Source organism: Erwinia sp. CGal63 (assembly GCF_037026505.1).
In the GTDB taxonomy this organism is placed as follows: Bacteria; Pseudomonadota; Gammaproteobacteria; order Enterobacterales; family Enterobacteriaceae; genus Erwinia.
On record NZ_JAKUMN010000001.1, the window covers coordinates 1,434,089 to 1,456,605 of the forward strand.

At 57.1% G+C, this 22,517-nt stretch carries 14 protein-coding genes; 7 read left to right on the top strand and 7 right to left on the bottom strand.

Annotated features, from left to right (window positions below):
• Positions 1–10: 10 nt before the first annotated feature.
• The 3 genes from MKZ79_RS06500 to MKZ79_RS06510 form a co-directional block, all read right to left on the bottom strand.
• On the bottom strand, positions 11–1,261 hold the full coding sequence (locus MKZ79_RS06500; protein ID WP_336140800.1) for a sarcosine oxidase subunit beta family protein: 1,251 nt from the start codon (positions 1,259–1,261) through the stop codon (positions 11–13).
• A gap of 20 nt (positions 1,262–1,281) precedes the next feature.
• The gene (gene glyA, locus MKZ79_RS06505) at positions 1,282–2,583 is read right to left on the bottom strand and encodes a serine hydroxymethyltransferase (RefSeq protein WP_336140801.1); all 1,302 of its coding nucleotides are present in this window, start codon (positions 2,581–2,583) and stop codon (positions 1,282–1,284) included.
• Positions 2,584–2,970: 387 nt separating this feature from the next.
• Positions 2,971–3,999, bottom strand: coding sequence for a GlxA family transcriptional regulator (locus MKZ79_RS06510; RefSeq protein ID WP_336140802.1), 1,029 nt, complete (start codon positions 3,997–3,999; stop codon positions 2,971–2,973).
• Positions 4,000–4,266: 267 nt separating this feature from the next.
• On the opposite strand from MKZ79_RS06510, the gene MKZ79_RS06515 reads away from it, so the two are divergent.
• From MKZ79_RS06515 to dcuR, 3 genes are read left to right on the top strand one after another with little or no spacing between them, the layout of a single operon-like run.
• The gene (locus MKZ79_RS06515) at positions 4,267–5,244 is read left to right on the top strand and encodes a LysR family transcriptional regulator (protein WP_336140803.1); all 978 of its coding nucleotides are present in this window, start codon (positions 4,267–4,269) and stop codon (positions 5,242–5,244) included.
• Positions 5,245–5,295: 51 nt separating this feature from the next.
• Entirely contained in the window at positions 5,296–6,900 is a 1,605-nt protein-coding gene (locus MKZ79_RS06520) for a sensor histidine kinase (RefSeq protein WP_336140804.1), read from the top strand.
• Positions 6,897–7,610: a two-component system response regulator DcuR gene (dcuR, locus tag MKZ79_RS06525; protein ID WP_336140805.1), complete on the top strand. Its 714-nt coding sequence runs from the start codon at positions 6,897–6,899 to the stop codon at positions 7,608–7,610. The genes MKZ79_RS06520 and dcuR overlap by 4 nt, the downstream gene beginning before the upstream one ends.
• Here the strand turns inward: dcuR and MKZ79_RS06530 are convergent.
• Entirely contained in the window at positions 7,591–8,556 is a 966-nt protein-coding gene (locus MKZ79_RS06530; RefSeq protein ID WP_336140806.1) for an FAD:protein FMN transferase, read from the bottom strand. The two genes, dcuR and MKZ79_RS06530, sit on opposite strands and share 20 nt — an antisense overlap.
• A 16-nt stretch (positions 8,557–8,572) precedes the next feature.
• The gene (locus MKZ79_RS06535; RefSeq protein WP_336140807.1) at positions 8,573–11,353 is read right to left on the bottom strand and encodes a flavocytochrome c; all 2,781 of its coding nucleotides are present in this window, start codon (positions 11,351–11,353) and stop codon (positions 8,573–8,575) included.
• Positions 11,354–11,939: 586 nt separating this feature from the next.
• Between MKZ79_RS06535 and MKZ79_RS06540 the strand changes: the two genes are divergently transcribed.
• Positions 11,940–13,439 carry an anion permease gene (locus MKZ79_RS06540; protein ID WP_336140808.1) on the top strand — a complete coding sequence of 500 codons (1,500 nt, stop codon included), beginning with the start codon at positions 11,940–11,942 and terminating at the stop codon, positions 13,437–13,439.
• 88 nt (positions 13,440–13,527) lie between these two features.
• Positions 13,528–15,174, top strand: a complete 1,647-nt coding sequence (gene fumA, locus MKZ79_RS06545; protein WP_336140809.1) for a class I fumarate hydratase FumA — start codon at positions 13,528–13,530, stop codon at positions 15,172–15,174.
• A gap of 73 nt (positions 15,175–15,247) precedes the next feature.
• Here the strand turns inward: fumA and MKZ79_RS06550 are convergent, their stop codons facing one another.
• Positions 15,248–16,111 carry a hypothetical protein gene (locus MKZ79_RS06550; RefSeq protein ID WP_336140810.1) on the bottom strand — a complete coding sequence of 288 codons (864 nt, stop codon included), beginning with the start codon at positions 16,109–16,111 and terminating at the stop codon, positions 15,248–15,250.
• 605 nt (positions 16,112–16,716) lie between these two features.
• Entirely contained in the window at positions 16,717–17,874 is a 1,158-nt protein-coding gene (locus MKZ79_RS06555) for a type VI secretion system ImpA family N-terminal domain-containing protein (protein ID WP_336140811.1), read from the bottom strand.
• A gap of 620 nt (positions 17,875–18,494) precedes the next feature.
• Between MKZ79_RS06555 and treA the strand changes: the two genes are divergently transcribed.
• Positions 18,495–20,153, top strand: a complete 1,659-nt coding sequence (gene treA / locus MKZ79_RS06560; RefSeq protein WP_336140812.1) for an alpha,alpha-trehalase TreA — start codon at positions 18,495–18,497, stop codon at positions 20,151–20,153.
• A 196-nt stretch (positions 20,154–20,349) separates the two neighbouring features.
• Complete coding sequence (locus tag MKZ79_RS06565; RefSeq protein WP_336140813.1) at positions 20,350–22,461, top strand: TonB-dependent siderophore receptor; 2,112 nt, start codon at positions 20,350–20,352, stop codon at positions 22,459–22,461.
• The last annotated feature ends 56 nt before the right edge of the window (positions 22,462–22,517 follow it).

Genomic DNA, 22,517 nt, shown 5'->3' on the forward strand with positions numbered 1-22,517 from the left:
CTTTAACGGCTTAGTGGGCTACGGCGGCGGCGCCGTGTTCATCGACCAGCGCGCCGCTGTGGAAGCGATCGATGGAGAACGGCGCGGCCAGCGGATGCATTTCGCGCTTCGCCAGGCTGGCGGCGAAAACGTGGGCCGAACCGGGCGTCGCCTTGAAACCGCCGGTGCCCCAGCCGCAGTTGAAATAGAGGCCGTCGATATCGGTTTTGGAAATAATCGGGCTGGCGTCCGGCGTGGTATCAACAATGCCGCCCCACTGGCGGTTCATGCGCACGCGCGAGAAAGCGGGGAACATTTCGACGATCGCCTGCAGGGTATGTTCGATAATCGGGTAGCTGCCGCGCTGGCCGTAACCGGTATAGCTATCAATGCCCGCGCCGATCACCAGATCGCCCTTGTCCGACTGGCTGACGTAGCCGTGAACGTGGTTGGACATCACCACGGTGTTGACCACCGGCTTCAGCGGCTCCGATACCAGTGCCTGTAAAGGATGCGACTCCACCGGCAGCCTCAGCCCGGCCATTTTCGCCAGCACGCCGGAGTTGCCCGCCACCACGCAGCCCACGGTTTTGGCTTCGATATCGCCACGGTTGGTCTGTACGCCATAAATTTTGCCGTCGCGGATCTTCAGCCCGGTCACTTCCGTCTGCTGCAGAATATCCACGCCGTGCGCGTCTGCGCCGCGAGCAAAGCCCCACGCGACCGCATCGTGACGGGCTACGCCGCCGCGCGGCTGCCACGAAGCGCCCATAATGGGAAAGCGAGCGCGGGAAGAGCAGTCCAGCAGCGGTTCCAGATCCTGTACGCCGCGCGCATCCAGCACTTCGCCATCGATACCGTTCAGGCGGTTGGCGTTGACGCGGCGCTGGATATCGCGCATATCCTGCAAGGTATGCCCCAGGTTGAGCACGCCGCGCTGAGAAAACATGACGTTGTAGTTCAGCTCCTGGGTTAAGCCTTCCCACAGCTTCATGGAGTGTTCGAACAGCGCCGCCGCCTCGTCCCACAGATAGTTGGAGCGCACGATAGTGGTGTTGCGCGCGGTGTTGCCGCCGCCCAGCCACCCTTTTTCAATCACCGCCACGTTGCGGATGCCAAACTCTTTCGCCAGGTAATAAGCCGTGCCCAGGCCGTGTCCGCCGCCGCCAATGATGATGACATCGTAAGATTTTTTCGGCACCGGGTTGCGCCAGAGCTTTTGCCAGTTTTCGTGGTAGCTCAGCCCGTGGCTGAGCAGGCCGAAGCCGGAATAACGTTGCATAGGTTCTCCTTATGGGCGAATCAGGCGAAAGCGGCTTTAGCGAGCGAGGTCTTATGGTATTCGCCGTAAACCGGATAGCGGGCGCAAAGCTCGGCGACGTTAAAACGCACCCAGGCTTCGATGTTGGTGCTCTCCTCTTTTTTGGCTAAGGCATCGAGGATGTCGCAGATCCAGCCCGCCAGGTTTTCGCAATCTTTCTGGCCGAAACCGCGTGTAGTGACTGCTGGCGTACCGATGCGCAGACCGGAAGTCACAAAAGGACTTTGCGGATCGTTTGGCACGCTGTTTTTATTCACGGTGATATGCGCGCGCCCCAGCGCCGCGTCGGCTTCTTTGCCGGTAATGCCTTTTTTAATCAGCGAAACCAGGAACAGGTGATTGTCGGTGCCGCCGGAAACGATGTCGAAACCGCGCTCGATAAAGACTGTCGCCATGGTTTTCGCGTTATCAATTACCCGCGCCTGATAGTGGATAAAGTCCTGTTCCATCGCTTCACGGAAAGCCATCGCCTTGGCGGCGATAACATGCATCAGCGGGCCGCCCTGCTGGCCGGGGAAAACCGCGCTGTTGAGCTTTTTATAGAGCGATTCGTCACCGAGCGCCGAGAGGATTAAACCACCGCGCGGGCCACGCAGCGTTTTGTGCGTGGTGCTGGTAACAACGTGGGCATGCGGCAGCGGGCTTGGGTAACAGCGTGCCGCCACCAGGCCGGCGACGTGCGCCATATCCACCATCAGCCAGGCGCCGACGCTGTCCGCAATTTCGCGAAAGCGCTGCCAGTTAACCACGCGTGAATAGGCAGAGAAGCCAGCAACGATAAGTTTTGGCCGGTGCTCCTGCGCCAGTCGCTCTACTTCGCGGTAATCGATTTCGCCGGTTTCCACATCCAGCCCGTACTGCACGGCGTGATAGTGCTTGCCGGAAACGTTAGGCGCGGCGCCGTGAGTTAAATGACCGCCATGCGCCAGACTCATGCCCAGAATGGTGTCGCCGGGCTTCAGCAGCGCCATAAATACCGCCGCGTTGGCCTGTGCGCCGGAATGGGGCTGCACGTTAGCGTAGTCGGCGCCAAACAGCAGGCAGGCGCGTTCGATCGCCAGCCGCTCTACGACGTCCACATGCTCGCAGCCGCCATAATAGCGTTTGCCCGGATAGCCTTCGGCATATTTATTGGTGAGCTGGCTGCCCTGCAGGGACATCACCTGATTGCTGACGTAATTTTCCGAAGCGATTAACTCAATATGCGCTTCCTGGCGCACCATTTCGTCAACTACGGCGGCAAACAGCTGTGGATCGACAGTATTTAAATCATTTGCGTTCATCTTTTCACCTTCAGGCGCAAGCAGTAAGGGCACAGTGGCTTTAGCGAAAATAAAGCCGGACGAAGCAGGCGGAATAAATAAGGGCGGCATCGTGAGGTAAATCACACTTTCTCAGGAGCTCGTCCACCACCGCTTCAGAATAGCCAGCCGCGTGCGCAATAAGCTTGAACGTTTGCGACAGAAAAGATGACATTTCTGCGACAATCCTTAAAAATCAAATAAATAAAATATTTTAATTTTTAAAAATCTTTGTATGAAGACTCAGGGGATATAAGAAAATATGATTGCTGGAGGCGATCGTAAAGCAGAGGGAATAATAACAATGACGCCGCTACGATAATTAAACAGGTGCCGCCTTATATTGTTATAAGGTGACCCGTGATGTTCTTAATGCTCGCTGGCAATATGTAAAAAGAAGGGATCAACATGCTCCTGAGTCCCTTTACGCACGCCGGAAGGGGGATAGCCAAAAGCCTCGCGGAAATGCCGCGAAAAGTGCGCTGAATCCGCAAAGCCGCAGCGCTCGCCGATTTCAGTCACGCTTTTGGTGGTGTAGTGCAGCAGCCATAAGCCATAGCGCAGCCTTAAGTCGCGGGCGAAACGCTGCGGCCCGACGCCTAATTCGTCCTGAAACTTACGCTCTATGTTTCTGCGCGAGGTATTCAGCCTTTTCGCCAATGCGTCGACAGAGATCACCTCGCCCATATGCTGGGAAATAATATCTATTGCGCTGCGCACCAGGCGATCGCTGACTTTTTCGAAAATAACCGGCTGCGGTTGCGGATGATCGCTGCGGCGAACCTCGTCGATCAGCATAATGTGCAGGCTTTTTATCGCCCAGGCGCGGCCCAGATGGCGCTCTACCAGGTGCGCGGCCACGTCCGCCGCCGCGACGCCGCCCGCGCAAGTGATCAGCTTGCCGTCATCCACAAACAGACGATCCGCCACCGGCGTAATCGCCGGAAAGCGCCGCGCCAGATCGCCGTGATGATACCAGCTGACGCAGCAGCGTCTGCCGTCCATTACGCCTGCCTGAATCAGGGCAAAGACGCCGGTACAGAGGCCCACCAGCGGCACGCCAAACTGCGCGGCCAGACGAAGATAGTCGATGGCGCGGCGATCCAGCTTCTCTTTTTCGTCCTGCACGCCGCCGATCACCACGATATAGTCGAATTTTTCTGGATTAATCAGCGTTTCGCACGGCGTGATCACCGCACCGCAGCTGGAGATCGCCGGCTCGCCGTTGGGAGTCATAAACGTCCAGTGACAGCGCAGCTGACGGCTGCGATCGCCCTCGTCCGCCGCCAGCCGCAGGCAGTCCACGAACGCCGCAAAAGGCAGCAGCGTAAAACGGTGCAGCAGAATAAAGCCGACGGAGAGCGGCGAGGCGGACGCGGATGCGTGAGCTGGCTTCATTGGTTCAGGCGTTTCCATAGCGGGACAAGGCGTTAATAGTTAACGAATTGTGACAAATAACGCAACGATTTTTGCCGGGCAGTCACGCTGCGGAGGATTTTAGCCTGTTGTTTCATAGCGATTCCTTAAATAAAGAAGCCGCGCGAAGATGACCTCAACAGTTGCTTCCCATTAGTGAATATCATTAAACTTAATCCCCTTTACCGCCGCCAGAGTGCAATCGCTTTCCCTGCAGCATTGAATCTGGCTCATCCTGGATTACGCGCTATGCCCGCTAAACCTGCCGCCGCGCTGTCGCGCAGCGATCTGGCCGACCTGAACGCCTTTCGTATGGTGGAGCGCCTGCGCAGCTTTACCAAAGCCGCCATTGAGCTGGGCATCACCACTTCCGCGCTCAGCCACGCCATCCGTAATCTGGAAACGCGGCTGGGCGTGCGGCTGCTTAACCGCACCAGCCGTACCGTTTCGCCGACCGAGGCAGGCGCCAGCCTGGCTTTGCGCCTGAACGTCGGCTTTCAGGAGATAGGCGACGCGCTGGACGAGATCAACCGGATGCGCGACCGGCCAGCGGGTCGCCTGCGCCTGAACGTGCTGAGCGACGGCGCGCGGCTGATTGTGGGCCGCTATCTGCCGAAGTTTCTTAGCAAATACCCGGAAGTGGAAGTGGAAGTCTGCGTGGATGACCGCATGGTCGATATCGTGGCGGAAGGCTTTGATGCGGGCATCCGCTTCGGCGGTACCGTGCCGGAAGATTTGGTCGCCGTGAAGCTGGGCGCGGATCTGAAATGGGTCGCCGTCGCCTCGCCGCGCTATCTTTATCATCGTGGGCAGCCCACGCAGCCTGAAGATCTGCGCACGCACGCCTGTATTCGCATGCGAACCGGCCAGGGCATCATTTATAAATGGGAGTTTCGTCAGGGCAACGACTATCGCGTTATTGATGTGCCGGGACAAATTTGCGTCAGCGACACCACGCTGGCGCTGGATCTGGCGCTTGCCGGATCCGGTATCGCCTACTGCCTGGAAAATCGGGTGACGGCGCAGTTGCAGAGCGGCGCGCTGCGCGTGGTGCTGCCGGACTGGTCGCCCGTCGAACCGGCCATGTATCTTTACTATCCCGGCCATCGCCGCGTGCCGCAGGGACTGCGTGAGCTGATCGCCCTGCTGCGGGAAGAGATAGCGGCGGAGGCGTTGCGCGCCGACAACGCCACTCTGAACCGCGTCGCGTCCGGCGCCGTCGCCTGATCTTCGACAGCCTGCGCGCTCAGGCTAAACCGAAACCGCTATGGAGCGATGATGAGTAATCCGCCGCAGTCCCGCAAGCGTCCGCTGAAGCTCAGCACCTCGGTCAGCCTGATGGTTGGCGCCGTGCTGGCCGCCGTTTTGCTGATCGTGCACCTTTTTTACTTTTTTCAGATTAGCCATATCACCCGCACCGGCGTTAAAGACAAGGCGCTGGCGGTGGCGCGCACCCTGGCCGACTCCGCCGAAATCCAGCGCGGCCTGCTGCTGCCGCCCGATCGCCATATTATCCAGCCGCTGACTCAGGCCGTGCAGCAGAGCAACCATCTGCTGTTTGTAGTGGTCACCGATATGCACGGCATTCGCTACTCGCATCCCAATAAAAACGCCATCAGCCGCCATTTTATCGGCGACGATCTGCAGCCCGCGCTGGCGGGTAAAGAGAACGTCTCGGTCAATCGCGGTCAGCTGGCGCAGGCGCTGCGGGTGTTTACGCCGGTTTATGACGCGCAGCAGCGGCAGATTGGCGTGGTGGCGGTAGGCATTTCGTTAAACGAGGTGGCGCAGCAGATCGCGCGCAGCCGCTGGTCGGTGCTCTGGACGGCGCTGTTCGGCATGCTGGCGGGCGCCATCGGCACTTACTGCCTGGTCAGAGCCTCGCGCCGCGTGCTCTCCGGGCTGGAGCCCTATGAGATCTCTATGCTGTTCGAGCAGCGCCAGGCGATGCTGCAATCAGTGAAGGAAGGCGTGATCGCGGTCGACGATCGGGCGCAGGTGACGCTGATCAATCGCGCCGCCCAGCAGCTATTCACCGAGGCGCGTCATCCGCAGGACGAAGCGCCCGGCCCGCTTATCGCCAACCTGCGCGAGGTGCTGCAAAGCGGCGTGCCGCAGCGGGACAAAGAGCTGCATTTTAAAGGCCGCGAGCTGCTCAGCAACACCATGCCGGTGCGCAGCAAAGGCGTAATTATCGGCGCGGTCTGTACCTTCAGGGACAAAACCGAGGTAAGCCAGCTGGTGCAGCGGCTGGACGGGCTGGTCAGCTATGTCGACGCGCTGCGCGAGCGCTCCCATGAGTTTATGAACAAGCTGCACGTCATCCTCGGCCTGCTGCATATGAAAAACTATCAGCAGCTGGAAAACTATATTCTGAAGACCGCGAACGGCTACCAGACGGAGATCGGCTCGCTGCTGCTGAAAATTAAATCGCCGGTGATCGCAGGATTCCTGCTCAGCAAGATCGAGCGCGCCGCCGAGCGCGGTCACCGACTGATTATCAGCGAAGAGAGCCTGCTGCCGGACAGCGGCAGCGAAACGCAGTCGGCCGCGCTGATTACCGTGCTGGGCAACCTGATTGAAAACGCGCTGGACGCCGCGGACGGCGAGCCAGGCGGCGAGATCAGCGTGCTGCTGCATTATCAAAACGGCTGGCTGGCCTGCGAGGTCAGCGATGACGGGCCGGGCATTCCGCCGGCACAGCTGGATGCTATCTTTGAGAAGGGCGTATCCAGCAAAGGCGAGGATCGCGGCGTGGGCTTATTCCTCGCCAGACAACAAACTGAAAGCCTCGGCGGGAAAATTATTGTAGAGTCCGAGCCCGGCGTTTATACGCAATTTTTAGTCCAGATGCCCTGGGATAGAGGAAACAAAAGCGCATGATTAACGTGTTAGTCGTCGACGATGACGCCATGGTCGCAGAGTTAAACCGCTGTTATATCGGTCAGCTGGAGGGGTTCCACTGCGTGGGCGTCGCTGCGACCCTGCAGCAGGCGAAGGAGATGGCGCTGCAGGGCAGCGTCGATTTGATCCTGCTGGATATTTATCTGCAGCAGGAGAGCGGGCTGGATCTGCTGCCCGCGCTGCGCCAGGGGAAGCAGGCCGTCGATGTGATTGTGATCTCCTCCGCGGCGGATGCCGATACCGTCAGGCAGTCGCTGCACTACGGCGTGGTGGATTATCTGATCAAGCCTTTTCAGTTCTCGCGCTTTGAAGAGGCGCTGACCGGCTGGCGTCGCCGCAAGGCGCTGATGGACAGCCAACCCTGGTATCAGCAGGCCGATGTGGATCGGCTGATCCACGGCGATCAGAACGCGCCGACGGACGGCAAACGGCTGCCGAAAGGCCTGACGCCGCAGACGCTGCGCACGCTGTGTCAGTGGATCGACGCGCATCCGGCCGAGGAGTTCTCGACCGACGAGCTGGCCTCTGCGGTGAATATTTCGCGCGTCTCCTGCCGTAAATATCTGATCTGGCTGGCGCAGTGCAATATCCTTTTTACCAGCATTCACTATGGCGCGACCGGCAGGCCGGTTTATCGCTACCGCCTGCAGGCGGAATACAGCGCGCTGCTTAAGCAATACTGTCAGTAACGTAATACGTCTCGTCCAGCAGCCGGAAAGGCTGCTGCGTCGCCAGCACCACCTGCTGCGCTCGGGTGACGAAAATCGCCTCGATTTGCGGATAGTCGGCCAGAAACGCCAGCCCTTTTTCCACGCCCAGGCCGTAGAGCAGCGTGGTAAAGATATCGCCGTCCAGCGAACTGTCGGAGATAACCGTAACGCCGAGCAGCTCGTTATCCAGCGGATAGCCGGTTTGCGGATTGAGGATATGGTGATAGCGCTGGCCGTTCAGCTCGAAATAGCGTTCGTAAACGCCGGAGGTCACCAGCGATTTATTGCTGACGGCGATCGTGCCGACCAGCGCGCCCGGCTCGCCGAACGGCTTTTGCAAGCCTATCGCCCAGCTTGCTTCGCCTGCGGGCGCGTCCAGCGTTTGCAGATTGCCGCCAAGATTGATCAGCCCGCAAAAGCAGCCGCGCTGCCGCAAAAAGGTTTTGACCACGTCGGCGATATAGCCTTTGGCTATCGCGCCCAGGTCGATCTCCATACCGGCCAGCGGCAGAAACACCGTACGCTGCTGCGCATCCAGCTCGACGCGAGCGGGATCGGTTAACGCCAGCAGCGCCTGCAGCTCGTGCGCGGGCGGCACGCTGTCGCCTTTAAAACCAATCTTCCAGCGTTTGACCAGCGGCCCGATGGCGAAGTTAAAGCAGCTGCCGGGCAGCACGCTGACCTCTCTGGCCCGTTCGATCAGGGCAAAGACTGGCGCGCTGACCGCTACGGGATGTTTGCCCGCCGCCTCGTTGATGCTCATAACCTGCGAGCCGGCGCGGTTAACGGTAAACAGATTCTCCTGCTGGCGGATCAGGCGGAACACGTCGCCCGCCAGCCGTTCGTCGGGTTCCGCCAGCTTCAGCACTATCGGCGAGCCCATCAGTACCGCAGAGTATGAGCAGAGCCGCTGTTCAACTGGCATAACGTCCTCGCCTGCTTTAGTGGCGCAGCGCGAAATCGGCCGCGTGGCGTCCGGCGAGCGTGCCGAAGATAATAATATCGGCGATGGCGTTGCCGCCGATGCGGTTGCCGCCGTGAATGCCGCCAACCACTTCGCCCGCCGCCCAGGCGCCGGTAATCACCTGCTGCTGCTCATTCAGCACCGCGGTGTCGCTGTTAATGGTGACGCCGCCCATCGTATGGTGGACGCCCGGCGCGACGCGAATTGCATAGAACGGCCCCTGATTCAGCGGATGGCGCAGCGCGGTCTGGCGGCCAAAATCTTCGTCCACCTGACGGCCAACAAAGAGGTTGTAGCGTTCCAGCGTCGCCAGCAGCGCGTGCAGATCCATATTGAGTTTGATCGCCAGCTCCTGCGGCGACGCGGCGCTGACCACAAAGCCTTTGGCGATATACTCGTCGGCGGCCTTGTTGTTGAGCCTGACCTGCTCGTCAAACACCACCCAGGCGCTTTTCTCCGGCAGCGCGATGATCTCTGCGGAGACTTTGTCGCGGGTCGCCATCTCGTTACAGAAACGGTGTCCGGCCTGGCTGACCAGAATCGCCCCGCCGCCGCGAATCGCTTCAGAGATCAGATAGGAAGTGGTCTGTTCCACGGTTGGATGGATCTGGATTTCGCCCATATCCACCGTGCCCGCGCCGATTTTCTGCAGCAGCGCGATGCCGCTGCCGGTCGCGCCTTTATGGTTAGTGGTGACGAAGCCATCCAGCTCTGGCCGGTATTTGGTGACCATCTCGCGGTTGGCGCTAAAGCCGCCGGTAGCGACGATCACGCTGCGGGCGTTGAGGATGCGGCTGTCGTAATATTCATCGACCACCTTCACGCCGGTCACTTTGCCTTCGCTGAAGATAATCTCTTCCACCGTGGTTTCCAGCAGCACTTCAATATTGCGCTTGTTGATGTTTTTCACCAGGCCGCTGATCAGGAAGCCGCCTACCGCAGAGCGATCGGCCGGACGGTGGGTACGGTCGATGCTCATGCCGCCGGTAATGGTAATGTCGTTCAGTTCGATATCTTTCGCCGCCAGCCATTCAATGGCTTCGGGCGCCAGCTCCACAAACTCTTTCAGCAGCACCGGGTTATTTTTAAAGTGGCCGCCTTTCAGGGTTTCCTCATAGAACAGCGTTTTGCTGTCCTTGATGCCTTTCAGCTTCTGGAAACGGGTTTCCGCCGCGTTCATGCCTACTGACGCTTTGATGGTGTTGCCGCCGATGGTCGGCATTTTTTCGATAATGGCTACGCGCGCGCCCTCGTCGTGCGCCTGGATAGCCGCGGCCAGCCCGGCGCCGCCGCTGCCGATGACCACCACATCATAGTTCTGCGGCGCCTGCGGGTTGCCGCCCTCTTCCAGCACATGCTCTTTGCTGGAGGTGGCCAGCGCGCGCGATACCGCTTTTTTCAGCGCCTCGCTCTGGGTGGTGGCACCGGTAATCGCATCCACATGCGGGCTGTTGGCGACCAGGATGCGGTTGCGCAGCGTTTCGAAAGTGGTGGTGAAATCGACATCCAGCGTATCGTCCGGCACCAGCGAGATATCGGTGATGCGGTCGGTATCCAGCGCGACGTTAATCTTCAGCTTCAGCGCTTCCGCCTCGACTTTCTCCTGATAGACGCCCGCCTTATATTTTCTGCCGGTAGCGCTCATATCGCGGATCATCGCGTCCACCAGCGAGAAGCGCCATAGCGGCTCCGGTATCTTCAGCTCCTCGCGGCGGTTGCTGTCGATATAGAGTTCCAGATGGTCGTTGCGGATAACGCGATCGGCCCAGTCGGGATAGGCGATGCAGGCCTTGCCGATGGCGACCAGATCGTAGCCATTTTCCAGCGCGAGTTCGGCATCCGTTTTGTTGACCACGCCGCCAACGCCGATAACCGGAATTTTCGCCAGGGTTGCGGAGCGCATGGCGCGGAATTTAGTGATAAGCGGCGTAGGATCGCTGGTGTCGACGATGGAAGGCCGCAGCAGCTGGCCCATAGAGAAATGCACGTAGTCCAGACCGCGCTCGGCGAGCTTCTCCAGCAGGTACAGGGTATCTTCAAAGCGGATGCCGGGCACTTCCAGCTCTTCCGGCGAGAAGCGATAGCCGATAATAAAGGTGTCGTCGGCAAGGCGCTCGGCCATTTTATGGGTGATATCCAGCACCGCCAGCGGGAAACGCGCCCGGTTCTCGCGGCTGCCGCCCCACTGGTCGTCGCGCTGGTTAGAGTTGGGCGAATAAAATTGCTGAATCAGGTAGGTGTTGGCGCCGTGCAGCTCCACGCCGTCGAAACCGGCCTTAATGGCGCGGTTTACCGCGTCGCCGAATTTGGTGATCATCACCTCGACTTCTTCGCCGGTCAGCGCCTGCGGCGTGGTGGTTCCTTCACGTGGCGCGGCGATGGCGCTGGGCGCCACCGGCGTTCTGCCGCCAATCAGCTCCGGCTCGACCATTCTGCCGCCGTGGTAAATCTGCAGGATCGCCTGCGAACCTTTCGACTTGATGGCGCTGGCTATGCGCGCCAGGCCGGCGATTTTGTTGTCGTTATCAATGCCGATCGCACCGGGAAAAGCAGGCCCTTTGGGATCGATAAAACAGCACTCCACGATCACGGCGCCCAGGCTGCCGGCACGGTCGCGATAGTATTCCACCAGCTCGCTGGTCACCGTGCCGTCGTAAAATCCCGTACAGGTGGTCATCGGCGCCATGACCAGGCGGTTTTTTAATACGGCGCCGTTCGGCAGCGTCAATGGATTAAGGATCGGGGTGAGCGTGTTCATTATAATCGACTCCAAAATTAGAAATTTTTGAACCGTGCCGCCTGAGACACATCATCGCTTAATTAACGGGCGCTGAATTATAGGGTGAATATAACAATTTTAATTTTATAAATTCAGTTAATTTAGTTATTAAACTTTTTAAATTATCTACGTAAATTACGCTATTATATTGCTTTATTGTCGCCATTGATTGTTACCCATAAGTTAACTAAAAGCAAATTCCAGTTTTCACCTGAAAATAAAATAATAAATATCAGTAAGTTAAAATTAGTACCAGTTATTTCAGGAAATGAAAATGCAACACCAAAGTTGCATCTGGTGTAACATTTTTTAAGATTTATTTCGGGAAAGGTTATTTTATAAAAAATGCGGAAAGTTGCTGGAAATATTTATTGATCCAGATCAATATTATTATTCGGGGCGACCTGCATTATCTTCACAGTTCCTTAATGGTGTGTTAAGAACATGTTTAAAAAGGTCATCACCTCGCCAGGGTCGCGGTATAAAATCAGGCCGTCTTCAGGCTGAATAAAGGCACGATAACCGGGGCATTATTCACTATTCCGATAACTTGCAGACCATCACTATGAAACCAAAATCAACGCCGAGTGACTCTCCCGCCTCGTCGGGATCAAAAAAACATCTTGTTATGCTTTGTCTGCCCGTGCTGGTCACGGTGCTGCTGTTGCTGACGCCGGTGCCTGCCGGGCTGGAACCTTACGCGTGGCGCTTCTTCGCGGTCTTTGTCGGCGTCATCGTCGGTTTGATCTTCGAGCCGCTGCCCGGCGCGGTGATTGGCCTGACCGGCGTCGTGGTTATCGCCCTGTTCAGCCACTGGCTGCTGTTCAGCCCGGCGGAGCTGGCGGATCCGTCATTTAAGGCCGCCACGCAATCCTTTAAATGGGCGGTCAGCGGCTTCGGCAACTCCACGGTGTGGCTGATCTTCGGCGCCTTTATGTTCGCCGCCGGCTACGATAAAACCCAGTTTGGCCGCCGTCTGGCGCTGATCCTGGTAAAATACCTGGGCCGTCGCAGCCTGACGCTGGGCTACGCTATCACCTTCGCCGACCTGCTGCTGGCACCTTTCACGCCGTCCAACACGGCGCGCAGCGGCGGCACCATTTATCCGATTATCGCTAACCTGCCGCCGCTATATGGCTCTAAGCCTAACGATCCCAGCGCGCGTAAGATCGGCTCCTATCTGATGTGGGTAGCGATTACCGCCGCCTGTATCACCAGCTCGATGTTTCTGTCGGCGCTGGCGCCCAACCTGCTGGCGCTGGCGCTGGTGAAAAACATCGTCGGCTTCGATATCACCTGGGGAAGCTGGTTCCTGGCCTTCCTGCCGCTGGGCGTGCTGCTGATCCTGACCATGCCTTTACTGGCCTACTGGTTCTATCCGCCGGAGGTGAAAATCAATGACGAGGTGCCGCGCTGGGCGAAAAGCGAGCTGGAGAAGCTGGGCAAGCTGTCGCGCAATGAGATCCTGCTGCTGATCTTCGTCTGCTGCGCGCTGCTGATGTGGATTTTTGCCGCCAGCTGGATCGAACCGGCGCTGGCCGCGCTGCTGGTGGTGGTGCTGATGCTGTGGACGGGCGTGCTGAACTGGAACGATATCACCAGCAACAAGCCTGCGTGGAATACTTTCGCCTGGTTCGCTACCCTGGTGGCGCTGGCGGATGGCCTGGCGCGCGTCGGCTTTATCGCGTGGCTGGGCAAGGAAGGCGGCCAGCTGTTGACCGGTATCGATCCGCAGGTCGCCGCCGTGATGCTGCTGGTGGCCTTCTTCCTGCTGCACTATCTCTTCGCCAGCACCACCGCCCATACCACCGCGCTGCTGCCGGCCATGCTGACCATCGCCGCCGCGATCCCCGGCATTAATATGCCGGTCTACTGCCTGATGATGGTGACGTCGCTGGGCGTTATGGGCATTATTACGCCTTACGGCACTGGCCCAAGCCCGATTTACTACGGCAGCGGCTATCTGCCGACCAAAGATTACTGGCGGCTTGGCACCATCTTCGGCGCTATTTTCCTCGGCGGCATGATGCTGATCGCCTATCCGTGGATGGTGATGATGTTCTGAGCAGGTCGTTAATAAAAGCTGGCGGCAAAACCGCCAGCACTATTTCAGCCTTACCGCGGCGCGCGCTGCGGCTTATCCGGTGAGCAAAATGTCGAATAAACCTTTCTTTTACCAACCTCCCTTTCCTCTCGCGGCCGACGATGCCGAATACTATCTGCTGAGCCGCGACCACGTTTCCGTTAGCGAATTCGACGGCCAGCCGGTGCTGAAAGTCGAGCCGGCCGCTTTGACCCTGCTGGCGCAGCAGGCGTTTCACGACGCGGCTTTTATGCTGCGCCCCGCGCACCAGCGCCAGGTTGCCGCCATTCTCAGCGATCCCGAAGCCAGCGAAAACGACAAGTATGTGGCGCTGCAGTTTTTAAGGAACTCGGAGATCGCGGCAAAAGGCGTGCTGCCGACCTGCCAGGATACCGGCACGGCGATAATTATGGGCAAAAAGGGCCAGCGCGTCTGGACGGGCGGCGGTGATGAAGCCGCATTGTCGCAGGGCGTTTATAACACTTACTGCCAGGATAACCTGCGCTATTCGCAGAACGTTGCGCTGGATATGTATCGTGAAATCAATACCGGCACCAACCTGCCCGCCCAAATCGATCTCTATAGCGTGGACGGCGACGAGTACAAATTCCTCTGCATAGCGAAAGGCGGCGGCTCCGCCAACAAAACCTATCTCTGGCAGGAGACGCGCGCGCTGCTCAATCCCGCCAGGCTGGAGGCTTTCCTGACGGAAAAAATGCGCACGCTGGGCACGGCGGCCTGTCCGCCCTACCACATCGCCTTTGTGATTGGCGGCACTTCTGCCGAAAGCACGCTGAAAACGGTCAAGCTGGCCTCAACGCATTACTATGACGGGCTGCCCTTTGAGGGCAACGAGCATGGCCAGGCCTTTCGCGACCGCGAGCTGGAGCAGGCGCTGCTGGCGGCGGCGCAGAAGCTGGGGCTGGGCGCGCAGTTCGGCGGCAAATATTTCGCGCACGATATCCGCGTGATCCGCCTGCCGCGCCACGGCGCTTCCTGTCCTGTCGGCATGGGCGTCTCCTGCTCCGCTGACCGCAATATCAAGGCGAAGATCAACCGCGAAGGTATCTGGATCGAGAAGCTGGAAGAGAACCCGGGGCGCTATATTCCGGCCGAACTGCGCCAGCAGGGCGAAGGCGAAGTGCATCAGGTCGATCTGAACCGGCCGATGGAAGAGGTACTGGCGCAGCTGTCGCGCTATCCGGTTTCCACTCGCCTGTCGCTGAGCGGCACCATTATCGTCGCCCGCGATATCGCCCACGCGAAGTTTGCTGAAAGGCTGGAACGGGGCGAAGGCTTGCCGCAGTACCTGAAGGATCATCCCGTCTACTACGCCGGCCCGGCGAAAACGCCGGAAGGCTACGCTTCCGGCTCGCTTGGCCCGACAACCGCCGGACGCATGGACTCCTATGTGGATAAGCTGCAGGCCAACGGCGGCAGCCTGATCATGCTGGCCAAAGGCAACCGCAGCCAGCAGGTAACGGACGCCTGCCATAAGTATGGCGGTTTCTACCTGGGCAGCATCGGCGGCCCGGCGGCGGTGCTGGCGCAGCAAAGCATCAAGAGCCTGGCGTGCGTGGAGTACCCGGAACTGGGGATGGAAGCGGTGTGGAAAATCGAGGTGGAGAACTTTCCGGCGTTTATCCTGGTGGATGATAAAGGCAACGATTTCTTCTCGCTGATTGCGCAAAACCAGTGCGGTAAATGCGCTAAATAAGCGGTCGCGGCCGCCTGGCTTACATAAAAGCATCAAAACGCCGTGCAGTTTGTTTTCTGCACGGCGTCATTTTTTAGTCAGAAAGACTTAAAAAAATAAGCTTCCATTTGTCATCTTCTTTGATCAGACCGACTTCGATCGCTCTTTTATCCCCCTCATCGGTCACGAAATAGCCTTCCAGCCTGGCCTTGTTGTTATTTACTGCAATACGGTTAAATGTGTACTCTTTTATTTGCGGTATCGACATTTCGGATATGACTGCGTTAAATTCATCCTGACTCAACCGCTTTTTCAGGCTGCTGGCGCTGCCCTGGTAAACCTCGGTTATCTTTCCTTCACGCAGCAGATCTATCTGATTACGGGCGCTCTCCTTGATATTCCCCATCCCTGAAAACAGGAAAAAAAGTATCGTCGCCAGTATCAGAAATCCCCCGGCAATAACAAACAATAATTTTTTATTACCGCTACCGGTAAAACCTGAGGCCCGTTTCCAACCGGCTTGTTTTATCACCGCGAAAATCGGATCGGTGATCTGAGTAGTAGAGAAACTCTGGTCGTAGATCTTACCCCAGCGCCCATCTGCTTTTCTTCCCAATGAGAAAGCCCGTTCATGATGGCGTATATTGCCCAGTATGACTTCCTTACCGAAGCGGATTGTGCCGCCATCGCTTCCCCATTCTACCTCCGTGATTTTTTGCTGGCAGTGAGCCCGCCGTTTCTTTTCGTCAAAAGAGAGCCTTATTTCAAACTGCTTTTCTAATTTACCCTGGGCAAACTTCCCGGCCCATCTGGCATTAGCAATATCCCAGCAGGCAATAATTTCATCACCTTCCTCACGAATAACATAAGGAAGATCGCCGCTGCTGTTTAATTGCAGTAGTTGCTCTTTTAGCTGGGCAGAAGAAAGGGTTGAAGCGGGTGTCGTACTCTGGTTCATCAAATTACACTCCATGTAGAAATAATTAAGGCGCGGCGTCTGGTTGAGCACACTCCGCGCTATCTAAAATAACATTTATCCTGGCCGAGGGAAAATTTACGTTCCTTTATCGACCAAACCTTGATATCCGCGTTGCCGACACGGGTAAACAGGGATAGCTGTTGAATATAACCCGCCACACCCGCAGGAGAGCCGCAAGCGCTGGCGGAAATCGATCTTATTTCCAGCGATTATTGCTGCCGGAATGCCGGAAGAGATTATTTTATCCAGCTGGCGGGAAATCTGTTCAGGTTCAACATCTTTCACATAGCGAAGTCAGCCTGCGCCGCCGCCGAGCGTATCCGGTACAGTTCCCGAGGCGGTAAATAACCTAATGCATCGTTAAAAGAAAATAAAACAGACAAACATTAATTTGCATAAATCAATAGACCCCAGCAAAGTAAACCCCATGAGCTCTATAAAAAAATTAAGACAGCCAGCCAATAATAAAAAAGTTTACTAATGATATCCTGAGGTTAATCAATTTCACGCAGGCTATAAACATTTACCCCTGACGGATTAATTATACCGCCAGGGATAAATAGTCCGTCAGGAGAGTATGGAAACTATTTCTGTGCCGCATCTTTCTCATCCGCCTGTAAAATAAGCGCATAGCGCGCCATCAGCTGTTTAAGACGATGTTCCGTTTTACCCCGCAACACGGGCGAATGCTTATCCGCCTCCAGCTGGCGCAGCAGCTCCTCCACCGGCTGCATCTCTTCCAGCGGCTGCCGGATAGTCATCAGCTGCGCTTCAAGTTCAGGATAGGAGAGACACTCTTTCCGCTGTGCTTCCTGAACGGCGACAGTGGTCAGCAGTTTTTGCAGCCGCAGGCGTGCCGTATGCCACAGCGCCAGCTGTTCCACCGGCAGCGCAACGGTAGCGGCGTCGGCCTGCCAGTTTTTCTCCTGGCTGGCCAGCTCCGGCGTTAGCTGCTGGGCGAGCATGGCGATACGCTGCGCTTTTCCCGGTACGGGCTCCGCCAGTTGAAACACCCATAACCCCAGCGCGCACAGCAGCACAGCTAACAGCATACCCGCCAGAAATCCCCGGCTGCGCTCCCACAAGCTAAAGCTGACGTTAAGCGCGCTGGAAGAGGTTAAGTCTCTCGGCACGTAGATCAACGGCGTAAACTCATCGCTGTGGCCGGCACGCTGCGCCATCGTCGCCATCGCCAGCGTCGTCTGGCTGGCGGTCGGCTGGCTTTCCGGCAAGGCGAGCTGCGTAATAAGGTTGCTGAGCTGAATAGCCAGGCGGTCAAGCTGGCTCAGATGCTTGTGCGCCAGCGCTTCCAGCGTTCTAATATTTTGTTCAAGCTGCGCCTGCAGTCGATAAAGCAGATCGAGATCGTACTCTTCCGAGGGCAGCTTCCGCAGTACCTGCTGCATCCCGACGCTCAGCCAGGTGACGATAGCCAGCCGCGCCGGGAGCGGCTGTGGCCAGAGCGTTGCCCACTGGTGCTTTAACATTGCGGTCACGATCTCAAAGCCTTCGCACAGCCCCGGCAGCCCCGCGCAGTACGCTCTGGCCAGCGTGTACCAGGCCACGCTCTGCAGATCCATGCCGTTGGCCCGGAAAAGCGCAATGGCGAGCCGCTCCACCCGCTGCCAGTTGGGGCCGGGTTCGCCTGCCATTAAGGCGATTTCCTGGCGCAGTGCGCTGAATTCCGCCAAAGCGCGGGGATCGCTGCCGGTGTGCAAGATGTTATCGCCGGGTGTCGTCATGCCAATTGTTCCTTTTTTCAATAATCCTGTCTTTCCCTGAATCTGCCGCCCGATCTGAGAGGATCAAAGTCGCCATACTTTTTTCAGGATATTGAATAAGCAAGCCACGTTGCTAATAAACTACGGTTAATATATTTATCAGCATAATGATTTGCAAAGGGAATTTTTATATCCCGTTTGTATAAAGCTCACAGATTTACAAAAACAGCGCTTTTAATTTTCATTACGCTATTAATTAACCGCCACAGATAACCTATTTAATTATTTTCGTCACTTTATTATAATTGAATTTAACAGTTACAAATAGCCGTATCACGCCTGAAACACGCTCTATTTCTCCGCAACCCCGCGGAAAAACAGCCTTAATTATTGAATTGCGATTTAAAAGGCGATGAATAAATCAGTAAAAATAATCTGGTCAGCGACTTTTTTATTAAATGTTTTAGTCATTAATCTGATGAGTTATTTCAGCTTTTCAGGCAGCGCAACTTGTCCAAAAAAAAAAGCCAGACAAGGTCACATTTCGCGGCAGATTGCCAGGCGATCCGCAGAAACTCGTCTAAAGTTTGTTTCAGGGTCAATAACTTACAGATACCCGATTGGGATATGGAGAACGACTAATGCAGAGAATTGAAAAACGTCAATGGAAAACCGCGCTGGCGCTGCCGCTGCTGATCGCTGCCCTGACGCAGGTCGGTTACGCTAACGCCGCCGATAAGCAGACCAGCAGCGCGCCGCAGCCGCCGGATATTACGCTGGGGCCGCTTTTTAAAGCGGTGCAGGCCGCCAAACTGTTTCCCGATCAGAAAACTTTTGCCGACGCGCTGCCGAAAACCAGTCCCAGTCTGATTCTGGCGGACTGGCAAATGCAGCGAAAGCAGCGCAATTTCGATCTGCGCCGCTTTGTGGAGACTAATTTCACGCTGCCCACTAAAGGCCCGGCCTATGTGCCACCAGCCGGCCAGAGCTTACGGGAGCATATCGACGGCCTGTGGCCGGTGCTCACCCGTAACGCCACGCCGGCCAGCCAGTGGGATTCCTTGCTGCCGCTGCCTAAACCTTATGTGGTGCCTGGCGGTCGCTTCCGCGAGATCTATTACTGGGACAGCTACTTCACCATGCTTGGCCTGGCGGAAAGCGGTCACTGGGATCGCGTAGAGGATATGGTCGATAACTTTGCTTCGCTGCTGGATAAATATGGTCATATCCCCAACGGCAACCGCAGCTACTACCTTAGCCGCTCGCAGCCGCCCTTCTTCAGCCTGATGGTGGATTTGCTGGCGACGCATAAAGGCAACGGCGTCTACAGACAATATCTGCCCGAGCTGCAGAAAGAGTATGACTACTGGATGAGCGACGCCGATACGGTGAAAGCGGGCGAAGCCAGCAAGCGACTGGTGAAACTAAAAGACGGTACCCTGCTTAACCGCTACTGGGACGCCCGCAATACGCCTCGCACCGAATCTTATATGGACGATGTCGCCACGGTGGAAAAAGCCGCCGATCGCGACAAGGGCGAGCTATACCGCGATTTGCGTTCGGGCGCGGCATCCGGCTGGGACTTCAGCTCGCGCTGGTTCGCTAAACCAAACGATATCTCCTCGATCGAAACAACCGCTATTCTGCCGGTCGATCTTAACTCGCTGATATTCCATCTGGAGAAAACCCTGGCGCGCGCCAACAAGGAAGCCGGTCACGCGGACGCCAGCGAGCGCTTTGCGCAGCTGGCCGAGCAGCGCCAGCAGGCGATCAACCGCTATTTCTGGGATGAAAAACAGGGCTGGTACGTCGATTACGACTGGAAAGAGAAAAAGGCGCGTACGCAGTTGACCGCCGCCGCGCTGTTCCCGCTCTATCTGAAGGCGGCGACGGAAGACAAGGCGAACCGTACGGCGGAAGCGGTGCAGTCGCAGCTGGTCAAGGAAGGCGGCCTGATCACCACCAACGTCAATAACGGTCAGCAGTGGGATGCGCCAAACGGCTGGGCGCCGCTGCAGTGGGCCGCGGTCGAAGGCCTGAACAACTACGGCAAGCAGACGCTGGCGAAAGATATCGGTATGCGTTTCCTGAAAAATGTCCAGGCCACCTACGATAAAGAGCACAAGCTGGTCGAAAAATATGTGGTGGAAGGCAGCAATCTGGGCGGCGGCGGCGGCGGCGAATATCCGCTGCAGGACGGCTTCGGCTGGACTAACGGCGTGACGCTGAAGCTGATGGATCTCTACTGCCCGAAAGGCGTGGTATGTAACAATGTCGGCGATATAACCAAAGGTCAGTAACCCTTCTCAGGCGATCGCAGATCGCCTGCTCCTCTCTTTATCCCGCGCTTGCCGTCATTATCAGAAAAATCACGGATTGTGCGCCGTAACAGTAAAGATAATAATTATCATTAAGATTATCATAATCTTTACATTTGCTGCGCGCGCTGAAGTCGCGGCGGCGTTTTTTCGTTCAATTATTGAAAGGGATAAATCAATGGTTTTCGCCCGCAAGCGCAGCGCCGTACTCTGTGCCGCCCTTACCGTTTCGCCTGCCGCCGGCTGGGCTGCGGAGACGCTGGTTGTCACCGCCGCACCAGCGGAAACAGCGACCACGCCGACCTCCGGCTATAACGTGACAACCAGCCAGGGCGCCATGAAGACCGACCGGCCGCTGGCGCGAACCGCGCAATCCGTTTCCGTTGTCACTCGTCAGCAGATTGAAGATCTGGGCGCGACCGACGTTAATCAGGCGCTCAGCTATACCGCCGGCGCCTTCACCAATTTCGCTGGCGCAGCAACCCGCTACGACACGGTTTCGCTGCGTGGCTTCCACGGCGGCGACGTGGATAATATTTTCCTCGACGGCCTGCGGCTGATGAGCGATCCCGGCAGCTACAATATCCTTCAGGTCGATCCCTGGTTTCTGGAACGTATCGACGTGATTAAAGGGCCATCTTCAGCGCTGTATGGACAAACGGTGCCCGGCGGCCTGGTGATGGAAAGTTCAAAACGTCCGCAGTTCCGTCAAGAGGGCCATTTCCGCGCCTCGGCAGGCAATAACAACAGCCGCAGCACCGCCTTCGACTATACCGACGCTATCAATGAGCAGTGGGCGTTTCGCCTGACCGGCCTGACCCGCCACAGCGATACGCAGTATCAACATACACGCGAAGAAAAATATGCCCTCTCCCCTTCGCTGCTCTGGCAACCAAACGAGGATACCTCTCTGCTGCTGCGCGCTTATCTGCAGAAAGATCCTTCCGGCGGCTATCACGGCGCGGTTCCCGGCGACGGCAGCATTACCGGGCACGCTGGCCGTAAGCTGAGCAACGGCTTTTACGACGGCGACAGCTCGCTGGATCGCTTTAAACGGCACGAGCAAATCTACAGCTATGAGTTCATGCATCAGTTTAACGATACCTGGATTTTTCGCTCCAACGCCAGCTATGCGCACTCCAACGTCGATCTCGATCAGGTCTATCAGATTGGCTGGGATGCGGACAATCCGGCGCTGCTGAACCGCTACTATTCCGGTTCGCGCTCTTCGCTGGACGCTTTCGCGCTGGATAATCAGCTGGAGGCGGATTTCGCCACCGGTCAGCTGACGCATAAAGTAGTGCTGGGCGCGGAGTATCATCAGTATAAAAACAACCTGAACGAAGCCAGCGGCAACGCCAGCCAGCTGAACGCGCTGACGGGCCAGGCGCTGGCGCCGCAGCCGGACTACGATTTTACCCGTTCGCAGCGTCGCTACTATCAGACCGGCGTCTATTTGCAGGATGAGATGCTCTGGCAACAGTGGCATCTGGATCTCTCAGGGCGCTATGACCGCATCGTTTCACAAACGGAAGATAACGCCACGGCGGATAAGCATCGTCGCCAGGACGATCACGTCAGCGGCCGCGTCGCGCTGCTTTACGCCTTCGACAACGGCGTTTCGCCTTACGTCAGCTACAGCCAGGCGATTACGCCGCAGTCGCTCTCCGATAGCAATAACAATCTGCTGAAGCCGACCACCTCGCAACAGTATGAAACAGGCCTGAAATATCAGCCGCCGGGCACAACGGATCTCTATAGCGCGGCGCTGTACGACCTGACGCAGAAAGATGTCGGCAATCGTGTGGTTAAGGAGTCTTACTACCAGCCCGCAGGTAAAGTGCATTCACAGGGACTGGAGCTCGAAGCTCACAATCAGTGGACGCCGCGTCTGAGCACGCTGGCGAGCTATACGCTGAACCACGTGCGTTATAAAGATGCCGTGGACGGTAATGACGGCCATACGCCTTACGTGACGCCGAACGCGATGGCCTCGTTTTGGGGAAAATATCAGTTTGCCTGGGGCATCAGCGCGGGCGCGGGCGTGCGCTACATTGGCAAACAGTGGGCGGATAACGAAAACACCACCAGGCTGCCTTCCGTTACGCTGTTCGATGCTTCGCTACGCGCCGATCTAGGTACCTGGTACGGCAGTCTGAAAGGCGCTTTTGTTCAGCTAAACGTGAATAACCTGACCGATCGCAACTATGTCGCCGCCTGCTACGGCACGGGCTACTGTTACTGGGGCGCTGAGCGTTCGGTGACGGCGACCGTCGGCTACGATTTCTGACGCCTTCAGGCTATAAAAGAAAAACCCCACGTCAAGGCGTGGGGTTATTCACAGTA